The 19,206-nt window shown below is 47.9% G+C and carries 17 protein-coding genes; 6 read left to right on the top strand and 11 right to left on the bottom strand.

Annotation, left to right across the window (positions count from 1 at the left end):
* Positions 1 to 30: 30 nt before the first annotated feature.
* From N2K84_RS12840 to N2K84_RS12850, 3 genes are all read right to left on the bottom strand, one after another.
* Positions 31 to 783 carry a peptidase associated/transthyretin-like domain-containing protein gene (locus N2K84_RS12840; protein ID WP_282592226.1) on the bottom strand — a complete coding sequence of 251 codons (753 nt, stop codon included), beginning with the start codon at positions 781 to 783 and terminating at the stop codon, positions 31 to 33.
* A 245-nt stretch (positions 784 to 1,028) separates the two neighbouring features.
* The gene (gene zupT, locus N2K84_RS12845) at positions 1,029 to 1,826 is read right to left on the bottom strand and encodes a zinc transporter ZupT (protein ID WP_282592227.1); all 798 of its coding nucleotides are present in this window, start codon (positions 1,824 to 1,826) and stop codon (positions 1,029 to 1,031) included.
* 112 nt (positions 1,827 to 1,938) lie between these two features.
* A complete protein-coding gene (locus N2K84_RS12850) occupies positions 1,939 to 2,730 on the bottom strand; it encodes a transporter (protein ID WP_282592228.1) in 792 nt (263 codons plus the stop codon).
* Between the two features lie 175 nt (positions 2,731 to 2,905).
* Here N2K84_RS12850 and N2K84_RS12855 point away from each other — a divergent pair, with 175 nt between their 5' ends.
* On the top strand, positions 2,906 to 3,805 hold the full coding sequence (locus N2K84_RS12855) for a DMT family transporter (protein WP_282592229.1): 900 nt from the start codon (positions 2,906 to 2,908) through the stop codon (positions 3,803 to 3,805).
* A gap of 89 nt (positions 3,806 to 3,894) precedes the next feature.
* Positions 3,895 to 4,524: an acyl carrier protein phosphodiesterase gene (locus tag N2K84_RS12860; RefSeq protein WP_282592230.1), complete on the top strand. Its 630-nt coding sequence runs from the start codon at positions 3,895 to 3,897 to the stop codon at positions 4,522 to 4,524.
* Here N2K84_RS12860 and N2K84_RS12865 read toward each other — a convergent pair.
* From N2K84_RS12865 to purH, 7 genes are all read right to left on the bottom strand, one after another.
* Positions 4,490 to 5,896 (bottom strand): KamA family radical SAM protein, encoded by a 1,407-nt coding sequence (locus N2K84_RS12865; protein WP_282592231.1) that lies wholly within the window; start codon positions 5,894 to 5,896, stop codon positions 4,490 to 4,492. The two genes, N2K84_RS12860 and N2K84_RS12865, sit on opposite strands and share 35 nt — an antisense overlap.
* A gap of 93 nt (positions 5,897 to 5,989) precedes the next feature.
* Positions 5,990 to 7,417 carry a rod shape-determining protein RodA gene (gene rodA, locus N2K84_RS12870; protein WP_282592232.1) on the bottom strand — a complete coding sequence of 476 codons (1,428 nt, stop codon included), beginning with the start codon at positions 7,415 to 7,417 and terminating at the stop codon, positions 5,990 to 5,992.
* Between the two features lies 1 nt (position 7,418).
* Positions 7,419 to 9,245, bottom strand: a complete 1,827-nt coding sequence (gene mrdA / locus N2K84_RS12875; RefSeq protein ID WP_282592233.1) for a penicillin-binding protein 2 — start codon at positions 9,243 to 9,245, stop codon at positions 7,419 to 7,421.
* A gap of 5 nt (positions 9,246 to 9,250) precedes the next feature.
* Complete coding sequence (gene mreD / locus N2K84_RS12880) at positions 9,251 to 9,757, bottom strand: rod shape-determining protein MreD (RefSeq protein WP_282592234.1); 507 nt, start codon at positions 9,755 to 9,757, stop codon at positions 9,251 to 9,253.
* Positions 9,750 to 10,577, bottom strand: a complete 828-nt coding sequence (mreC, locus tag N2K84_RS12885; protein ID WP_282592235.1) for a rod shape-determining protein MreC — start codon at positions 10,575 to 10,577, stop codon at positions 9,750 to 9,752. The genes mreD and mreC overlap by 8 nt, the downstream gene beginning before the upstream one ends.
* Before the next feature lie 32 nt (positions 10,578 to 10,609).
* On the bottom strand, positions 10,610 to 11,632 hold the full coding sequence (locus tag N2K84_RS12890; protein WP_282592236.1) for a rod shape-determining protein: 1,023 nt from the start codon (positions 11,630 to 11,632) through the stop codon (positions 10,610 to 10,612).
* 49 nt (positions 11,633 to 11,681) lie between these two features.
* On the bottom strand, positions 11,682 to 13,274 hold the full coding sequence (purH, locus tag N2K84_RS12895) for a bifunctional phosphoribosylaminoimidazolecarboxamide formyltransferase/IMP cyclohydrolase (protein ID WP_282592237.1): 1,593 nt from the start codon (positions 13,272 to 13,274) through the stop codon (positions 11,682 to 11,684).
* Between the two features lie 220 nt (positions 13,275 to 13,494).
* Between purH and N2K84_RS12900 the strand changes: the two genes are divergently transcribed.
* The 3 genes from N2K84_RS12900 to N2K84_RS12910 all read left to right on the top strand — a co-directional run bounded on the left by N2K84_RS12900 (position 13,495) and on the right by N2K84_RS12910 (position 16,530).
* Positions 13,495 to 14,748 carry an ABC transporter permease gene (locus tag N2K84_RS12900; protein WP_282592238.1) on the top strand — a complete coding sequence of 418 codons (1,254 nt, stop codon included), beginning with the start codon at positions 13,495 to 13,497 and terminating at the stop codon, positions 14,746 to 14,748.
* A 151-nt stretch (positions 14,749 to 14,899) separates the two neighbouring features.
* The gene (locus N2K84_RS12905; RefSeq protein ID WP_282592239.1) at positions 14,900 to 16,045 is read left to right on the top strand and encodes an alpha/beta hydrolase; all 1,146 of its coding nucleotides are present in this window, start codon (positions 14,900 to 14,902) and stop codon (positions 16,043 to 16,045) included.
* Between the two features lie 92 nt (positions 16,046 to 16,137).
* The gene (locus N2K84_RS12910) at positions 16,138 to 16,530 is read left to right on the top strand and encodes a HEAT repeat domain-containing protein (RefSeq protein WP_282592240.1); all 393 of its coding nucleotides are present in this window, start codon (positions 16,138 to 16,140) and stop codon (positions 16,528 to 16,530) included.
* Between the two features lie 70 nt (positions 16,531 to 16,600).
* On the opposite strand, the gene ald is transcribed toward N2K84_RS12910, so the two are convergent.
* Positions 16,601 to 17,713 carry an alanine dehydrogenase gene (gene ald, locus N2K84_RS12915; protein WP_282592241.1) on the bottom strand — a complete coding sequence of 371 codons (1,113 nt, stop codon included), beginning with the start codon at positions 17,711 to 17,713 and terminating at the stop codon, positions 16,601 to 16,603.
* Positions 17,714 to 17,969: 256 nt separating this feature from the next.
* Here ald and N2K84_RS12920 point away from each other — a divergent pair, with 256 nt between their 5' ends.
* Positions 17,970 to 19,181 carry a pyridoxal phosphate-dependent aminotransferase gene (locus N2K84_RS12920; protein WP_282592242.1) on the top strand — a complete coding sequence of 404 codons (1,212 nt, stop codon included), beginning with the start codon at positions 17,970 to 17,972 and terminating at the stop codon, positions 19,179 to 19,181.
* Positions 19,182 to 19,206: the final 25 nt, after the last annotated feature.

Raw genomic sequence — 19,206 nt, forward strand, 5'->3', positions numbered from 1 at the left:
GCAATAATACCGATAAATGGAAACTGAAACTTACTCCTGTTCCAGTTTGTACAGTTCAAATTGTTTCAGAATAGCTTCGCGGACATCGTATTCGGTGGAACGGGCTGTTAGAACCGATTTTGAATTGAAATAAATCATAAACTTATCCGCTTCCTGATCATTTAATCCCGTGAGCGACCGGACCATATCCTTATTGTAAAACTGCGACAGGTATTCCCATTGCTGGTCGCTGATCATGGCGGCGCGGACCTCTCTTTTTTCTTTCTCGCGCCGGCTGATATGATATTGCAGGAAGGAGGCCGGTGAAAAGATGGCAGCGTACCAAGGCGGTTTCGAGTTGTAGGAGTCGCCCCGCAGCTCGGGGGAAATGTTGACGGGTTTGCCGGTAGAAATGCCGTCCATGTTTACTTTGTTGGCCTCGCCGGTAACCTTTACCTCGCCAATAGCATACCGGATGGGGCGCGCCTGAATGACCAGCACACTGTCTTCGTTGTGAAAATGCGGGATGCGTACGTATTCTTTTACATACCCCATGGCCGAAATGCCCAGGCTGTCCACATTCAGCACTTCCATCGAGAACCGGCCCAGGGCATCGGTGGTAGTCCCGCCATGGGTGCGCATGTTCACGATATGGGCGAAAGACACCGGAAGTCCGTCGTCTTTGCTAACCAGTTTCCCTTTCAAATGCAGCAAAACCGGGTCAATCAAGTCATCGTCCTGCGCCTGTGCAGATTGCAGGCTGACAAGAAAAAGAACGGTAAATATGAAAATCAGCTGTTTCATGGATCCCAAAAATAGACAAATAGCACGGATATCGGTTGGGGAGGAACCTCGGTTTGCAGGCTTTTAACAATGTTTAATAAAAATTCGGATGATTGTGGATGAGTTTTCCCATGCTCACAATTGCCAGCCCGGAGAATTTTGATTCGCGATTAACGATTGCCGATTGGAGCAGGAAGGAAAATAATCAAAAAGCGTTGCTGCTAAAGGAGGCGACAAACTGATTTAGGCTTTAGCACTTTCCCGAATTAGACAAACAACAACAAGCTGATGGCCATGACAAACATACCAGCAATCAAACCGCCTATTGCCACGTGGTGTTCGCCATATTCCTCGGCAGTGGGCAACAGTTCATCCAGCGAAATATACACCATAATGCCAGCAACGCCGGCAAAGATGACCCCGAACGTGGCATCATTAAAAACATGCATCAGAATAAAGTAGCCGATTATCGCGCCAACCGGTTCAGATATGCCGGAAAGAAACGATAGCCAAAAGGCCTTTTTTCGACTTTTTGTTGCGTAATACACCGGCACCGACACGGCAATCCCCTCCGGGATATTGTGGATGGCAATAGCCACGGCAATGCTGATCCCCAAGGCAGGGTCGTTCATGGCACTCATGAAGGTGGCCAGGCCTTCCGGGAAGTTGTGGATACCAATGGCCAAGGCTGAAAAAAGCCCCATTCGCAGTAACTTTGGATTCTGTTGATCGGGATGGCTAATATTGCTGATTTCGTGGGGGTTTTCAAATGAAGGGATCATTTTATCAATGATACCAATCAACGCGATGCCCCCAAAAAAAGAAATCACCGTCAACCAGTAACCTTGTTTATCACCCATCGAAGCGGTCAGGGAATCTTTGGCCTTCATGAAAATCTCAATTAACGATACATAGATCATCACACCGGCAGAAAAACCCAAAGAAGCAGCCAGGAATTTTGGATTGAATTTCTTGGAGAGTAAGGACATGATACTGCCGATCCCGGTTGCTAAACCAGCGAAGACGGTAAGGCCAAATGCAAATAAAATATTGTTAGTTTCCATTTTCGGGGTTGCTACATTGTTCGTTGGGTAAAATTAGTAAAAGTCCTTTTCGAAGTTGATTTCTGATACATTTTCTGCTGGCTTTATTTCGGGAAAGACTTTTTGTTTGAGTTTACTGGTTGCTAAAAGGAGGAAGGCGGTAACTGAGCCCCAAACTGACGAAATGATCGGTTGCCGCCCCATTTAATCCAAAGCCGGCAGAGAAGTCGAGCTGCAGGTTCGGTTGAAGTAAATAGGTAATGCCTGCATCCAGCAAATGTTCGCTGCTGCCTGCCTCCGGAATCAGACCATAACTTTCGGCAAAAGCCGATAGCTTTTCAGTAACGCCAATACCCAGCGCCAACGAATAAAAATACCCAGGAATGGCCGATTCGCCGTCCCATTCAACGCCCAGGTTGTATCCCAGGGAAAACAGAGGAGACAGGCTGTGTGAAAATGCGAATCGCATGTCGGCAGCCGTGTAGGTTGGTTTGAAATCGTCGCTGGCAGTAAACGGGAACACCAATCCGCCCAGGAAAGCCATTTCGGGACGCCAGCCTTGTTCGTCGGCCAGTTTCACCTTAAATCCCGCGTAAAGCGGCCCAAAGCCTTTGTATTTTAGATTATCCGGAGGATTTTTTAGCGAGACATTCTGCTGAAGGAGTTCGAGTCCGAGCCGGAGTTCCAGGTTGGGTAAAAAACCATAGCGGAGCAAAGTGCTGTTCCAGGTTCTTGATTTCAGATTAGCCAGATTAGTTTCATCCTTCTCCAGCAGAAAACCGGTTTCAACCTGTAAGCTCTTGAGCGGCACTACCGAGGAAGATTCGGTTTGGTCGGGCCGGTCGGTAACCAGTTCGGGTGGCGCTTCCTGTGCTTTCAGCATGAAAGTTGGCAACAGAAATATTAGCAGTACAATTTGTTTCATGTGTTTTTTTCGTTCCTATCAAACGTTTGGCATCCTGAAATGTTTTCCGTTTTAGAATCTTGCCTGGATAATCAGGTTTTTATCCTTTACCGGAATGCCGTCGAATTTGGAAATAACTTATTCCTTACTTTCTGTCATTAACTTCAGAACATTCAAAAATAATTACTTTTAAGGCATGAACAAGGACCGGATTAAAGGATATCTTTTTGCCGTAATAGCTACGGTAACTTTTTCCAATATCTATATTTTCAGCAAAGCAGCACTGAACGAGGTTCATCTGGTCCAGTTCGGGTTGTACTGGTTTTTCATTGCCCTGTTGCTCAATGGCGCCTGGTTGCTGAAAAGCGGTCATGGGAAACAACTGTTCAGCCTTTCGGGCAAGCAATACCGGATATTGCTAATCCTGGGCATCCTCGAGATACTGACCACAACATCTTTTTTCCTTTCCATAAAGATCATTCCTGACCCAGCCGTTACTTCATTTTTGGGCAATTTTTACCCGGTCATTTTAACGGGAATGGGTATTCTTTTTCTGAATGAACGGTTCTCGTGGCTCGAAGGTATGGGTGGGTTATTCGCGTTGGCGGGAGCATTTATCATCAGTTACCAGGGGGGCACCAGCCTGGCTGATCTGTTTATTCCGGGAACCGGAGTGGTATTGATCAACGCCATTTTTGCGTCGGTGGCTTCGCTGGTGGTGAAAGTGAACGTTCGCAACATGTCGCCTGAACTGATGAATACCAACCGTTCGCTATGGCTATTTGTGTATGCGCTTATTGCGATCCTGGTAAGCGGACAACCGCTTGAAATACCTGGACCGGCCTTGCTGAATATTGCATTGGGGGCCACGCTGGGCGATTTTATCGGCATTCTCACCATTTACTACTCGTTCCGGTACATCGAGGTTTCCAAATCCAGCATTGTGCAAAGCCTGAAAGGTATTTTCGTGCTGGCGGGAAGCTACCTGTACTTCAAAACCCTGCCGCTGGAGCACCAGCTTGCCGGAGGTTTTCTCACGGTTATCGGCGTGTTCTTTATTTCGGTGGCCAAAACCCGGTTGTTTGCCCGGAAGTAGTTCTTTTTGAAGCCGCATAATCCGTGTTGTGGGCGATGGTTTTTTAACTGGATGAACGATGTCGGTTCCAAAATTGTTTATTTTGCAGGATGAACTTTCTGGCACATTTATACTTATCGGGCGAGTCGGACGAACTAATTCTCGGGAATTTTATCGGCGATTATGTGAAGGGGCAGCAATATCTGAATTACAGAGAAGATGTGCAACGGGGTATTTTGCTTCATCGCCGCATCGATTCGTTTACCGATAATCATCAGCTGGTAAGGCAGTGCGCCAGGCGTTTTCAACCTTCGTACGGGCGATATGCCGGTATTGTCACCGATGTGGTTTTCGACCATTTCCTGGCAAAATACTGGAGTGCTTATTCGGTTTATACCCTACGCCAGTTTTCGAAACACGTCCATGCTGTTTTGTTGTCCAACTTCATTCAATTACCGAGCCGCGTGAAAGGCTTTTTGCCCTTTTTTATTCAGCACCGGCGATTGGAATCGTATGCCCATGCTGAGGGAATTCGGCAGTCGCTTGAGATTATGGGGAGGCGCACCAGTTTGCCCGAGCAAACCGATTTTGCCATGCAGGTGCTCACCGATGAGTTTGGTTTGATCCGGGAAGAGTTTGAAGCATTCTTCTCCGAGCTTGTTTATTTTTCGGAGAATACCTTCGGGGTGGAAATAAAAAAGCCCGTTACACACGGGCTTTGGGCTGATAATGTACTTTAAGGTCGGCTTTTTCAAAGAAAAATTGCTCTTCGCCAAAAGCAGGTTCCAGATCATCCAGCCAGATGGCATCGGGATTGTACCGGGCAAAGAACGGGCGTGAGACCCAGTCGGGGTTGCGGCCCTGTAAAAAGTTCAGTACGAAAACTTTCTCACCTTTCACTTTCTGCGTACCAACAATCTGTATTTTTCCGGGGGCGCACGACATGGACGGGCCGCGCACCGTACGGCAAATGCCACTTACCTGTTGAATGGCTTTTTGATAAATCTGCCAGGCTTCTTCCAACGTTACGGCAAAGTAGTCTTGTGCGCCGGTGTTGCGTGCCACAAACATGTAGTAGGGGATGATGCCCTGATTCACTTCCTCACGCCACAGTTTTGCCCAAATATCCGGATCGGCGTTGATGTGTTTTAGTAAAGGGGATTGGGCCCGGATTTGGACTCCGGCTGCCCGTAAATTGCCGATGGCTTTACGGACGGCTTTGGTTTCCAACGCACGGGGATGGTTAAAATGAGCCATCAAGGCGATGTTGATGCCGCGCTTTTTCATTTTCTCGAAAAGACGGAGCAACTCGCCGGCATCCTTGTCTTCGGTAAAACGATAGGGCCAATAGGTTAGCGCTTTGGTCCCAATGCGGATGGTTTTAATATGATCCAAGCCAGCATCCAGGATGGCATCAAAATAATGCTCAAAAATGCGGGTGGACATCACGGCCGGATCTCCGCCGGTCATAAGTACGTCGGTAATTTCGGGGTGCTGTTTCAGATATCTGACCAACAGGTCAGCTTCTTTCATGGCAAACTTAAAGCTGTTCAAAGCAAACTGGGGCCAACGGAAACAGAACGTGCAGTACGCATGGCAAGTTTGTCCCTGCGAGGGGAAGAACAGCATGGTTTCGCGGTACTTGTGCTGAATGCCGTTCAGTCGGATGCCGTCCATGATGGGTACATTACTTTCCTGCCCGGCCGGGTTCGGGTTCAATTGCAGCCTGATTTCATCAATGGCTTTTTTCAGTTTGGCTTTGTCGGCATTGGATTTCAGAAGATGTGCAATACGTTGAAACCGGTCTTCCGAGAGCATTCCGCGCTGCGGAAAGTTCAGAATAAAAAACGGGTCGTCTTCAAAATCGTCCCAATCGATCAACTGATCAATGATGTAATTGCTGACTTTGAAGGGTAAAACGGTCCCAACAACTTCAATGACAAACTTTTGTTCCTCACTGAGTTTGTCAATTTGCGGGATTTCCCGGAAATTGCTGAGTGTATAAGAACGATATTTATGCATAACTTTAGTTTTTGCGTAACATTCCACCTGGTAGATGATCATGTAAAAACTGGGGTTGGTCTTAAGCGCGCCACCTAAAAAACATGACATCTGTTTGCTTTTTCCCCACAATTCGTAAAAGCAGCTTAAAGATACGAAAAATAAGCCGGATGGGGAAATTTTGCGGGGTGTCGTAGAGGCATGTCAATGGCTCAATTTTTCCATCCGGCTGGCATCCAGTCGTAAAAAGATGAAAAGTAAAATGGTGAATGACCAGAGTGATGAGCCACCATAGCTAAAAAACGGAAGCGGAATACCAATAACCGGTACCAGGCCTATCGTCATTCCTACGTTTATGGCAATGTGGAAAAACAGGATGCTGGCTACGCTGTAGCCATACACCCGGCTGAATACGGAGCGTTGCCGTTCGGCCAGTACAACCAGCCGGAGCAATAAGGCCAGAAACAGCAGCAGAATGGTAGTTGTACCCAAAAATCCCCATTCTTCACCCACTGTGCAGAAAATGAAATCGGTACTTTGCTCGGGCACAAAGTCAAACTTGGTTTGAGTGCCATTCAGAAAACCCTTGCCGGAGAAACCGCCTGACCCAATGGCAATTTTAGATTGGTTGACGTTATATCCTACGCCCAGCGGGTCGGACTGAATACCTAACAGTTCGTTGATTCGGGCTTGTTGATGGGGCTCCAGTACTTCATTGAATACATAATCTACAGAAAAGGTCATGAAAACAAGCAGGATATAAAGTCCGGGGATGACCAGCGTTTGTTTCAGCATTTTGCGGTATGCAAACAGGGTGAATATGGCTGTAGAGAGGACGGAGGAAACAAGCAATAAATCTGTGTTTTCATATCCCAACTTCAATAAGTAATTTCCCAACCAAATGAGACCAAAAAAGGCAGTGTATATGGAGAGTCCTTTGATGCTTTCGGCCAACGATCGTTGAAATAAGTAGTAGGCAACAAAAGCCGCCAGAGTCAGTACCAGGATGGTTGTTACCGGATCGAGCACAAGGGTCATGATAAACACAATGGCTATCAACAAGCCCAGAAACAGCACCACTCCCGACATTCCTTCGCGGTAAAGAACCAGCACGAAAACGCCAAACACTAGGGCTGAACCGGTATCATTCTGAAGGAAAATAAGTGCAACCGGCAAGAGCAGGATGCCCCCGATACCAGCCAGCGACTTGAAATTCTCCATCTTGAAGGTGTATGAACTGGTAAACCTGGCCAGCGCCAGGGCTGTGGTGAACTTGGCAAATTCAGCCGGCTGGATGGCAAAACCGCCAATCTGGAACCAAGCCCTGGCTCCCTTAACTTCCGAGCCGAAAAACAGGATGCCTACCAACAGTAAAATGGTGGCCCCGTAAAAAACATAGGCAAACGATACGTAAAATTTACTGTCGAAGATCAGCAGGGTGGCGGCGAGGACAAATGCCGCCGTTATCCACAGCAACTGTTTTCCGTAGCGCTGGCTCATGTCGAGAATGCTGCTGTGCTCTTCGTTGTACACGGCTGCATAAATATTGATCCATCCCATGAATACCAACAGCACGTACAAGCTGATGGTCAGCCAGTCCAGATTTGCCCATATATTATTTCTGCTTGCCACTCTATTTGGGTTGATTTGGGTTTAACAAATTGGAGTCGAACATGCGTTGCTCCAGCAGCTTTCGGGAAGGTGAGCCGATCGAGTCGTTCAGGTATTTTTCGATCAACAAACTGGCAATGGGAGCAGCGTGGCGTGCCCCCCATACCCCAAATTCCACAAAAACAGCGATGGCAATTTGAGGATTATCTTTCGGGGCAAAGGCAATGAAGGCCGAGTGGTCGGATCCATGCGGGTTCTGAATTGTGCCGGTTTTTCCGCAAATTTCGATGCCTTCAACATGTGCTGTATAGCGCGTATTGGTCTGATCGACCACTTGTTGCATTCCCTCTATGACGGATTCGAAATGTTCGGGCGCCACTGTGGTGTTTTTCCGTTGGAATGCCAGCCGGTGCGTTTCTCCTTCTTTTTCGGATACCGAACGGATCAGGTGGGGCTCGATGTAATAACCTCTGTTGGCGATGGTAGCAGCCAGGTTGGCCATTTGTAATGGCGTCAGAATGATTTCACCTTGCCCGATAGAGAGGGAGCGGACGGTAAGTGCATTCCAGCGGTTTTTGCCAAAATACCGGTCGTAGTACGAAGATGCCGGAATATTACCGGATGACTGTCCCAAAAATTCTTTACCTAAGGGCTCCCCAAGGCCAAAGCTCAATACATGTGAGCGCCAGGCATTGTACCCATCCTCCGCTTTTCGGTATTTTTGGATGGTGGCCCTAAAAGTATTCCAGAAGTAGGGGTTGCATGATTCGCGGATAGCCCCTTTCAACGCGATCGGCGATTCGTGAAAGTGGGTGCAGCGAATTGGGCTGGAGGCCGTTCCGTTACAGGTAACAGCAGTATATTCGCTAATCACACCTTCTTGTAAGGCAATCAGCGCGTTTAAGGTTTTGAAGGTTGATCCCGGCGAATAGGCTGCTGAAATGGCCCGGTTGGTGAGCGGTTTCAGGGTGTCCCGCAGCAATATCTGATAATTGGCGCTGCGTTCCCGGCCCACTAATAGATTTGGGTCGTAGCTAGGCCCGCTGTAAAAACTAAGGATTTCGCCGGTTTTGGGTTCAATGGCCACCACGGCTCCCCGTTTGTTTTGCATTAATTGTTCTGCGTAGCGTTGCAGCTCACTGTCGATCGTCGAAACCAGGTTTTGTCCAAGCACCGCTACGGTATCACTGAGTCCTTCCAGATAGGCTCCTTTCAGCCGGTTGTGCACATCTACCAGGAAAAAATTCACACCTTTCCGTCCGCGTAGTTCTTTTTCGTAAGCACGCTCCAGTCCTGTCACACCAATGTAGTCGCCTTGCGAATAATACTTATCTTTTTGGATAGCAGAGCGGTCAACCTCACCTACATAGCCAAGCATGTGTGCCGCAATTTTTTGGGGGTATTCGCGCAGGGTTCGCGATTGGACAAAGAAGCCCGGAAATTTAAAAAGCTTTTCCTGCAGCACAGCGTAGCCCTCGGGCGATAATTGCTTAATGACTACCGAGGGTTTGTAGCGGGAATATTTCTTTGCTTTATTGAGTCCGTCTATCAATTCGGCCTTTTCAATTTTTAGGATTTCGCAAAATTGCGTCGTGTCGAAAGGAGCCATTTCGCGCGGGGTGACCAATAAGTCATAAGCCGCTTTGTTGTAAACCAGTAGCTTACCATTGCGGTCGTAAATCAGTCCGCGGGCGGGGTAGTTGATTACGCGCCGGAGCACGTTTTGTGTGGCGTATTGCTTGTACGAACTGTCCAGCACCTGAAGGGTGAATAGTCTAATGATAAAGATCAGGACAATAACAACAAAGATAGCCCCCAGAATATATTTTCGTCTGGCAAATTTGTCCACTTCAACTACTCCTTATAAATCAGATATTGGCTGATGATGATTAACACTAGGGTGAATGCCGAGCTCAATACACTACGGAAAAAGGTAAAGATAAATCCTTTCAGGGTAAAAACTTCAACATAAAACAGGAAGAAATGATGAGCCAGCACCAGAATCAGGGAATACTTGAAAAACCAGTGAAAACCCAAAGAACCCAAACGGGGGGGCGTGTTCAATTCGAGCACGTCGCGCGACGAAATAAGACGAATGACCGCGGGGCGGATAAATGCCAGAAAAGTCGTTGCTGAAGCGTGGATACCCGGGGTATTGCTGAAGATATCTACATTCAGTCCCAATAAAAATCCTAAAATCAGCAACAAATATTTTGGAGTGTCAAAGGGCAGCAGCAGGATGAACAAGATGTACAGATACGGATTGATATACCCGCTGATCTGGATGTGGTTGAGCAGTAGCACCTGTAACAGGACCAGCACAACCCACATAATCACATATTTTCCGATCGCTTTACTCATTCCGGTATTGCTGTTGCATGTTGTTCAACTCGTTTCGATGTTTGTTTTTAATGACTTCCACGTGGCTCAGATTGGCGAAGTTGGTGGTCAGTGTTACACTGATATCGTAAAAATTGTCTCCGCTTTGATAGGTAAAGTCATCAATCTGGCCAATGGGAATCCCTTCGGGAAAAACGGATGAATAGCCGCTGGTAACAATTGTGTCGCCGATTGTCATCTCTACATGGAACGGGATTTCGTTAAGCGATGCTTTTTGATAGTTGAGGCCGTCCCAAGCCAATGAGCCAAAATAGTTGCTCGATTTTATTTTTGCCGAAACCCGCCAGCGTTTGTTCAAAATGGTAGGGCCGGTGGCGTAATGATCGCTTACCTGGGTGATGATGCCCACCACCCCGGTTGGACCAATAATGCCCATGTCGGGTTCCACACCATCCTTTCTTCCTTTGTTGAGCGTGATGTAATTGTATTGTTTGTTGAACGAGCTGTTGATTACTCGTGCCGGAATGAATTCGTATTGCACACTGTCGGTCGGGATGCTGTCCGCTTGCAGGGGGACCATCTCTCCAATAAATGTCTGAAGCTGGTTTCTCAGCCTGGCATTTTCGGCTGCCAGCTCGGCGTTGGTCTGTTTCAGGTTGAAAAAGCTGTAAACGGAATTGAACGATTCGTAAATGCTGGCCGTCACCCGGTTGCTCGAATTAAGAAACTGCACTTTTTGAAAATTGTTGTAATTCACAATCAGTACCAGTGATATGGATTCAAGTACCAGAAAAAGCAGAAAAAAATAATTCTGGGACAGAAATCGAAACAAACTTCTCATTTACAGGAAGGTTTGCCCCCTCCTGTTCAGGTTTACCTGATCAGGAAGGAGAATTTGTCAACATTTTTAAGGGCAATTCCGGTACCGCGTGCCACTGCCCGTAAAGGGTCTTCAGCCACACGGAAAGGAATGTTGATTTTTTCGGATAAACGCTTGTCGAGACCACGCAACAGGGCGCCACCGCCAGCCAGGTAAATCCCCTTGGTAACAATGTCCGAATAAAGTTCGGGCGGCGTTTGTTCCAGGGCGCTCAACACGGCCGTTTCAATTTTCGAAATGGATTTCTCCAGACAATGTGAAATCTCCTGGTACGAAACAGGCACCTCGATAGGCAATGCTGTCATCTGGTTGGGCCCTTGCACGATATAGTCGTTGGGCGGATTTTCGAGTTGCGAAAGCGCCGAACCCACGTTGATCTTGATTTCTTCGGCGGTGCGTTCACCAATTTTGATGTTGTGCTGGTGGCGCATATACTCCATGATGTCTGCGGTCAGGTCGTCGCCGGCAATGCGGATCGATTTGTTGGTGACGATTCCGCCCAGCGAAATCACAGCGATTTCGGTTGTTCCCCCGCCAATGTCCACAATCATGTTGCCTTCGGGTGCTTCCACGTCCAGGCCAATGCCAATGGCGGCGGCCATGGGTTCGTAAATCATATATACTTCGCGTCCGCCGGCATGTTCGGACGAGTCGCGTACCGCACGTATCTCAACTTCGGTTGACCCCGATGGGATGCACACCACCATTTTCAGCGAGGGCGAGAACCATCGTGATTTGGGGTTGATCATTTTAATCATGCCCCGGATCATCTGTTCGGCGGCGTTGAAGTCGGCAATTACACCATCGCGCAGGGGCCTGATGGTTTTCAGGTTGGCATGTGTTTTACCCTGCATCTGGCGAGCTTTCTCGCCAATGGCCACCAACTTCTCCGTCTTCAGGTCAATGGTTACCACCGAGGGTTCGTCCAGCACAATTTTATCATTCTGAATGATGATTGTGTTGGCCGTTCCAAGGTCAATAGCAATTTCCTGGGTTAAAAACGAAAACAATCCCATGTTTAATTCTCCTTCTATTTCCGGGTCCTTTTACAGACTTTCCTTTTTTTTAATGTTTAAAGTGACGGCGGCCGGTAAACAGCATGGCAATGCCAAATTCGTCACAAGCCTGGATTACTTCTTCATCGCGGATGCTGCCGCCGGGTTCCACCACGTATTTCACACCAAATTCGTTGGCCGCTTCAATGCTGTCGCGGAAGGGGAAGAAAGCATCTGAAATCAGTACGGCTTCTTCAATGTTAATCCCTTCTTTCATGTTGAAACGGGGAATGGTCAACTGACGGAGGCTGTCCAACCGGTTGGGTTGCCCCATGCCGGCGCCGGTCAGCCAGAACGAACCGTCGCTGTTTTGGGTTACCAACGCGATGGCATTACTCTTGAGGTGTTTGCACGCTGTAATACCAAACTTGGCCAAGTTCATTTTATTGTTGTCGAACTGTATTTTGGTGACATTTTTAAATTCGGCATCCATACCTTCGTCTTCATCCTGCACCAACATGCCGCCACTGATGGAGCGGAACAGTTTTTCGCCAGTGGTTTCGGCTTTCACCGGGCTAACCAACAAGCGCAGGTTTTTCTTCTTTTCGAATATTTCGAGCGCCTCGGGCGTGAACTCCGGGGCGATGATGATCTCAACGAACTTTTTGCCAAACCATTCGGCTACTTCTTTGGTAACCGTGCCAGTGAAGCAAATAATGCTGCCAAACGCGCTGATTGGGTCGCCTTCCCAAGCCAGGTCGAGCGACTTCAGGATGTTGTCGGTTACCGCCAATCCGCATGGATTGAGGTGCTTGATGACCGAAACGGCCACTTTGTTTTCGATATGCGTAACGGCATGGTAAGCATCGCTGGCCGATTTCCAGGCAGCATCGGCATCCAGCAGGTTGTTGTACGAAAGTTCCTTGCCTTGCAATACCTGCGCATTGGCCAGGGTCACATCCGATTGGGCATTGCTGAATTTATAGAAGGTGGCCGATTGATGCGGGTTCTCGCCGTAGCGCAACACTTGTCCGTCGTTCAGGCTGATGCGGTTTTTGTCGGTCATGCCGCCACCGTTAAAGTAGTTGAAGATGGCAGAGTCGTAATGAGATGAGGTTGCAAACGCTTTGCGGGCAAAGGCTTTCCGGTCTTCCAATGAGCTTTCGCCGTTCTTTTCATTCAGTAGTGCGATGAACTCTTCGTACTGATCGCGCGACGAGAGGATGATCACGTCGTTGAAGTTTTTGGCTGCCCCGCGGATCAGGGCAATACCGCCAATATCGATTTTTTCAATAATGTCGTCTTCTGAAGCTCCCGAAGCCACTGTTTCTTCAAACGGGTACAGATCGACAATTACCAGGTCGATTTCGGGGATTTCGTATTGGGCAATTTGCTGCTGGTCGCCTGTGTTTTCGCGACGGTTTAAAATGCCGCCAAATACTTTGGGGTGAAGGGTTTTTACGCGTCCGCCCAAGATGGACGGATACCCGGTGAGGTCTTCAACGGCGGTCACAGCTACTCCTAAACTTTCAATAAAAGACTGCGTTCCTCCTGTAGAATAAAGTTGAACGCCCAGCTCATCCAGTTTCTTTACGATAATGTCTAACTTGTCCTTATGATAAACGGAAATCAGTGCTGACTTAATCTTTTTTAAATCCTTCATTTATAGTCTTTTGAGATTGATGCGCAAAGATAATAAAATCGGTTGGTTTTTTTGTTTCTCCCATCGTCATTTCAGAAATTTCTTCTGAGAAAAAAAGCAGCATTTTCAGGTGGCAAAGGCTGGCAGCTATTCGGAGGGTTAGGCGAAGGCAATTTTATCCGATCGAAAACGCAACAAACCATCCCGAAATCGTTTAACTTTAACGGTAAATTCAGGGGGCATGCTGTTATTTCGGTTGATATTTGAAAGTTTATCTTTTGCGGGCAACTCGCTGCGCGGCAACAAGCTCCGCACGTTTTTGTCGCTTTTGGGGATTACGATTGGTATTTTTGCCATCATTTCGGTGTTTACCGTTATCGACTCTCTGGAAAACTACATTCGTGAAAACCTGAATACCCTGGGCAACAACATGGTATTTATTCAGAAATGGCCCTGGACCCCACCAGAGGGCGAAAACGAATATCCCTGGTGGAAATACCTGAACCGGCCGGTGCCAACGGTGGAAGATGCCGAGGTGATCGCCAGGCAATCAGCCTTGTCGCAGCATGTGGTTTTCTTTGTTGGCCTCAGCAGTACCATTCAATACGGTAACGCCAAGGCCGATGACATCCCCGTGCTGGCTACCACGTACGATTTGATGGACACCTGGAGCGTGGATATTGAGCACGGGCGTTATTATACCGAATCGGAAATGCGCTCGGGCATGGCTTTGACCGTGGTGGGCAGCGAACTGGTTGACCGCCTGTTTGAAGGGCGCAACCCGGTGGGAAAAGAGATCAAAATACAGGGACACCGGTTTTATGTGATTGGCAGCTATAAACGGAAGGGCGCCGATATGTTTGGTACCAGCATGGATCAGATGATTCAGATTCCGGTGGGGTACGCTGCCAACATGGTTGATTTCCGTAACCGCGACATGGGGCAGACCATCAACGTAAAGGCGCGCCCCAATGTGGACAGTGACCAGTTTATGGCAGAGCTGGAAGGTATTATGCGTACACTTCATCGACTTAAACCCATGGAAGAAAACGATTTTGCCCTGAACGAAGTGAGCGTGATTTCGACCCGCTTCGACGCCTTCTTTAAAGTATTCAATCTGGCCGGCACCGTCATAGGCAGTTTTAGCATCCTGGTGGGTGGTTTTGGCATTGCCAATATTATGTTTGTGTCGGTGAAAGAGCGCACCCACATTATTGGCATCCAGAAATCGCTGGGCGCCAAGCGCTATTTTATCTTGCTGGAGTTTATTTTTGAAGCGGTTATCTTGTCGTTGCTGGGAGGGGTTGTTGGGCTGATGCTGGTTTTTGCGGGCACGGGAATTGTTCGGGCGGCGAGTGACCTAACCTTGGCCCTCAGCATGGGCAATGTGGTGCTGGGCCTGCTGGTGTCGGGCGTTATCGGGTTGATTTCCGGTTTTATGCCAGCCCTCACGGCTGCCCGCCTCGATCCGGTAAATGCGATGAACGCGGTATGAATTCCGGGGGCAATGTTGGGGCAATTAGTTTTAGTCGGCGTTTTTAATGAGAAAACGACGGATAGAGCTGGGATTCCTTCGATCGTTCAACTACATCGTTTTCGAATGTAAAAACAGATTTCATTTGTATAGATAGAATAATATATGGCTAATGGGGGCACCTGGAAAACATAAATTTGAATTTCCGGTTGGATACGAAAAGTTTCACAACAAACAACTTTTCAATTTTCAACTTAATCGACCATATGCTTTTGGCTATGCCCGGTTGCAAGATATGAGAGAAGCAGGCCGGAAAATAAGTTCGTTTAGCGATTGGAAAAGAGAAATGCTGGGACAGGCTGAAAAAGCAGTTTCGGAAGGTCGTTTGCTGAATGCCGCATTTTATTTCAGAGCTGCCGAATTTTACACGAAATCGGACGATCCGGATAAAAGTGTTTTGTATGATAAGTTTATCGACCTGTTTTATACGGTTTTTGAGGAGGATGAGATTGAAGAGCACATCGTTCCGTATGAAGGGGCATATCTGGTTGCGTTAAGGATTCCCGCTGCGGTTTCCTCCAAAGGCACCGTGGTCATTCATGGCGGGTTCGATTCGTTTATTGAGGAATTTTACTCGATGATGACCTGCTTTTCAAGCCAGGGGTACGATGTTATCGGCTTTGAAGGGCCGGGACAAGGTGCATCCTTACGGAAGTTTGGTCTCCCGTTAACTCTTGAATGGGAGAAACCGGTGAAAACCATTTTGGATTATTTTCAACTTGAAGAAGTGACCTTGATTGGAATTTCGATGGGGGGGTGGTTGTGTTTGAGAGCTTCGGCATTTGAACCCCGGATTAAACGGGTGATCGCAACAGGACATGCCATTGATTATATGAAAAGTATGCCATCCGTATTTCGAAAGATTCATCTGTGGTGTATGAATCATTATCCAGTTTTTATGAACCGGATGGCTGCTTTGAAGTTTGAGAGAAGGGACGGCATGGCGGCATGGATGGTTGATCAGTTGAAATATATTACCAGGAAAAGCAAGCCACTGGATGCACTGGATGTTTATGTACAAATGAACGAAGGCAATATTCATTCGGAGCTTGTCAGGCAATACGTACTGATATTGACGGGCAGGAATGATCATTTTATTCCGTTCAAGATGCATGACCTGCAATTACGGGCTTTGGTTAATGCGAAGTCGGTTACAGGCCGGGTTTTTGCTGAGGAGGAACATGCCCAAAATCATTGTCAGATAGGGAATATCGGATTAGCTCTCGAAACCATGATCGCCTGGATGGATACACACTGATTGTCCCGTAATATTTGTCCGTATGGATTTGAATATTATTACGAACCTGCTGTGTTTCACATTCGTAAAATTGACCGTTAAAAAAGCAAGTTATGAAACGCATCATATTGTTTTCGGCCATTGGCGTTGTTGTATTGCTTGGTTGTACATTGTTGGTGGCTTATATTTGGATTGACTGCTGTGCCAAAGAAAATATCACTGTTGCCCAACAAAAATATGGCGGAACGGCCGAGGAAGCGTTGATCGCTTTTGTTCGAGACGAAAGTAATCCGGCCCGCGATCGGACCCACCTGGCGGTGTGGACGCTTGGGCAGATTGGTTCGGAACAGGCTTTGCCGGTTTTGCACGAATTATATCACGATGACCCGGAAGGGAAAACCTGCAAGGGCAGGCATGATTCGGTGATTTGTCAGTATGAGCTTCACAAAGCCATTGAGAGCATTGAGAATGGGGTATTGTTGTCTCATGCCAGGCTTAAGCGATAGCACAAAAAATACGGGAACGAAAAAACCCTGCCGTTTTGGGCAGGGCCTCTTCAGAATAACTCCTCAAAAATTACAAAACGGAATCAACGGGAACGTACGGCAGACCGAAAGCTTCGGCCACGCCATCGTAAACGACTTTCCCGTCAACTACATTCAACCCTTTTCTTAAAGGAAGGCTGTCTTTGCAGGCTTGCTTCCACCCCTTGTTGGCAAGCTGGATAGCGTATGGTAACGTTGCGTTTGTCAACGCGATGGTTGAGGTGCGCGGCACGGCCCCCGGCATGTTGGCAACACAGTAATGGATCACGTCGTTGATCACAAAAGTGGGATGTTCGTGGGTGGTGGCCTGGGTGGTTTCGAAACAGCCCCCCTGGTCAACGGCCACGTCCACCAGCACAGTTCCCGGGCGCATGGTCGGGATCATGTCGCGGGTAACCAGTTTCGGGGCTTTGGCCCCCGGGATCAGCACCGCGCCAACAATAACGTCGTGGGTTTTCACCATCTCGCGGATGTTGTACTCGTTGCTCATCATGGTTTTCACGTTGGCCGGCATAATGTCGTCGAGGTAACGCAGGCGTTTCAGGTTCACATCCATGATCGTGGTGTCAGCGCCTAGTCCGGCAGACATTTTAGCTGCTTCGGTACCTACGATGCCTCCCCCGATGATCAGTACTTTGGCTGGCGGCACCCCGGGCACCCCGCCCAGTAGTACGCCGTACCCACCGTACGTTTTCTCCAGGTATTTGGCGCCTTCCTGGATGGACATGCGCCCGGCCACTTCCGACATGGGAACCAGCAGTGGCAGCGAACGGTCATCCAGCTCAACGGTTTCGTAGGCCAGGCAAACCGAGCCGTTTCCAATCATGGCGTTGGTCAGTTCCTCCGAAGAAGCAAAATGGAAATAGGTGTAAAGGATCTGTCCCTTTTTGATCAGTGGATATTCGCGGGCGATGGGCTCCTTTACCTTGATAATCATTTCAGCGATGCCATACACTTCTTCGATGGTGGGAAGCATTTTGGCCCCGGCGGACAGGTAGTCGTCATCTGAAAAACCACTGCCATTACCAGCCGTTGTTTGCACATAGACTTCGTGTCCGCGTTTGGTCAGCTCGGCAGCACCGGCCGGCGTCAGGGCCACCCGGTTTTCATTATTCTTGATTTCCTTTGGTACTCCAATAATCATAACTGCAAGTTTTAGTATTCCTTTTGCTTCAAAAATAGACGAACGTTTGGGTGAAAAACATGATAAACCAACAAGAAATTCCCCCAACGCCAAATAGTTAGCTTGCGTTTGCCGGGTTTAAATGTGTTGTATTGGTTGGTGCTAACAAATTAAAACCAGCGGGTGAATTAATATTTCAATTTTAAGACGATACACTGATTTTTATTTAGAATTGTTAATCGTATATTTGCCGACCTAGCAAAAATTTTTTTCAATTATGCCAAGCACATCGATACGGGGTAATAAAATGCCTGATTCGCCTATCAGGAAACTCGTTCCGCTAGCCAACAAAGCGAAAGAGATGGGCCGTAAAGTGTACCATTTAAATATTGGTCAGCCCGACCTGCCAACTCCACAGCGTGCACTCGATGCTATCCGGAGTATTGACAGAAAGATTCTGGAATACAGTCCAAGTGAAGGTGTTTTGTCGTTTCGGCAGAAACTGGCGAAATACTACCACAAGTTCAAAATTGATGTTGATGTGGAGGACATCATCGTAACGGCGGGCGGCAGCGAGGCGGTAACCTTCGCGTTTATGTCGTGCCTCGATCCGGGCGATGAAATTATTGTTCCCGAGCCGGCTTACGCCAACTACGAAGCATTTGCCATTGTGGCAGGCGCGGTTATTAAGTCGATCCCTGCAAAAATTGAAGAAGGTTTTGCCCTTCCGTCAATAGAGGAGTTTGAGAAACTGATCACTCCAAAAACAAAAGGGTTCATGATTTGCAACCCGAACAACCCGACCGGTTATTTATATACGCAGTCGGAAATGAACGAAATCCGCGACTTGGTTAAAAAGTACGACCTGTACCTATTCTCCGATGAAGTTTACCGCGAGTTCTGCTACACCGGCGCTCCGTATATTTCTGCTTTTCACCTGGAGGGGATAGAGCAGAATGTCATCCTGATCGATTCGGTGTCGAAACGTTACAGCGAATGTGGTATCCGGGTGGGGGCGCTGATTACAAAAAACAAGGAAGTGAGGCGGAACGTGATGAAGTTTTGCCAGGCCAGGCTCAGTCCGCCACTGATCGGGCAAATTGCTGCCGAGGCATCGCTCGAAGAAACCGAAACGTATTTGATGGACTCGTACAACGAGTATGTGGAACGGCGTAAGTTTCTGATTGACGGGCTCAACCGCATTGACGGTGTTTACTCGCCTATTCCGATGGGCGCTTTTTACACGGTGGCCCGGCTTCCGGTTGATGATTCGGACAAGTTTTGCGCGTGGTTGCTCGAAGAGTTTCAGTATGAAAACGAAACCATATTTTTAGCTCCGGCAACCGGTTTTTACACCACGCCAGGTTATGGGAAAGATGAAGTACGCATTGCCTACGTGCTGAAGAAAAAGGAGCTGGGCAAGGCCCTGAAGATTCTTGAAGAAGCGTTGAAGGTTTATCCCGGAAGAAAATACCGGAATCACGAATAGATACGATAAAAAAGATAAGCGGCTG

The sequence above is a fragment of the Gaoshiqia sediminis genome (assembly GCF_025907915.1).
GTDB classification, from domain to species: Bacteria; Bacteroidota; Bacteroidia; order Bacteroidales; family Prolixibacteraceae; genus Gaoshiqia; species Gaoshiqia sediminis.

Coding starts and splice junctions, on each gene's coding strand:
- N2K84_RS12840 (WP_282592226.1), bottom strand. CDS start 783: ATGAAACAGCTGATTTTCATATTTACCGTTCTTTTTCTTGTCAGCCTG.
- zupT (WP_282592227.1), bottom strand. CDS start 1,826: ATGGAAACTAACAATATTTTATTTGCATTTGGCCTTACCGTCTTCGCT.
- N2K84_RS12850 (WP_282592228.1), bottom strand. CDS start 2,730: ATGAAACAAATTGTACTGCTAATATTTCTGTTGCCAACTTTCATGCTG.
- N2K84_RS12855 (WP_282592229.1), top strand. CDS start 2,906: ATGAACAAGGACCGGATTAAAGGATATCTTTTTGCCGTAATAGCTACG.
- N2K84_RS12860 (WP_282592230.1), top strand. CDS start 3,895: ATGAACTTTCTGGCACATTTATACTTATCGGGCGAGTCGGACGAACTA.
- N2K84_RS12865 (WP_282592231.1), bottom strand. CDS start 5,896: ATGTCATGTTTTTTAGGTGGCGCGCTTAAGACCAACCCCAGTTTTTAC.
- mreD (WP_282592234.1), bottom strand. CDS start 9,757: ATGAGTAAAGCGATCGGAAAATATGTGATTATGTGGGTTGTGCTGGTC.
- mreC (WP_282592235.1), bottom strand. CDS start 10,577: ATGAGAAGTTTGTTTCGATTTCTGTCCCAGAATTATTTTTTTCTGCTT.
- N2K84_RS12890 (WP_282592236.1), bottom strand. CDS start 11,632: ATGGGATTGTTTTCGTTTTTAACCCAGGAAATTGCTATTGACCTTGGA.
- purH (WP_282592237.1), bottom strand. CDS start 13,274: ATGAAGGATTTAAAAAAGATTAAGTCAGCACTGATTTCCGTTTATCAT.
- N2K84_RS12900 (WP_282592238.1), top strand. CDS start 13,495: ATGCTGTTATTTCGGTTGATATTTGAAAGTTTATCTTTTGCGGGCAAC.
- N2K84_RS12905 (WP_282592239.1), top strand. CDS start 14,900: ATGGGGGCACCTGGAAAACATAAATTTGAATTTCCGGTTGGATACGAA.
- N2K84_RS12910 (WP_282592240.1), top strand. CDS start 16,138: ATGAAACGCATCATATTGTTTTCGGCCATTGGCGTTGTTGTATTGCTT.
- ald (WP_282592241.1), bottom strand. CDS start 17,713: ATGATTATTGGAGTACCAAAGGAAATCAAGAATAATGAAAACCGGGTG.
- N2K84_RS12920 (WP_282592242.1), top strand. CDS start 17,970: ATGCCAAGCACATCGATACGGGGTAATAAAATGCCTGATTCGCCTATC.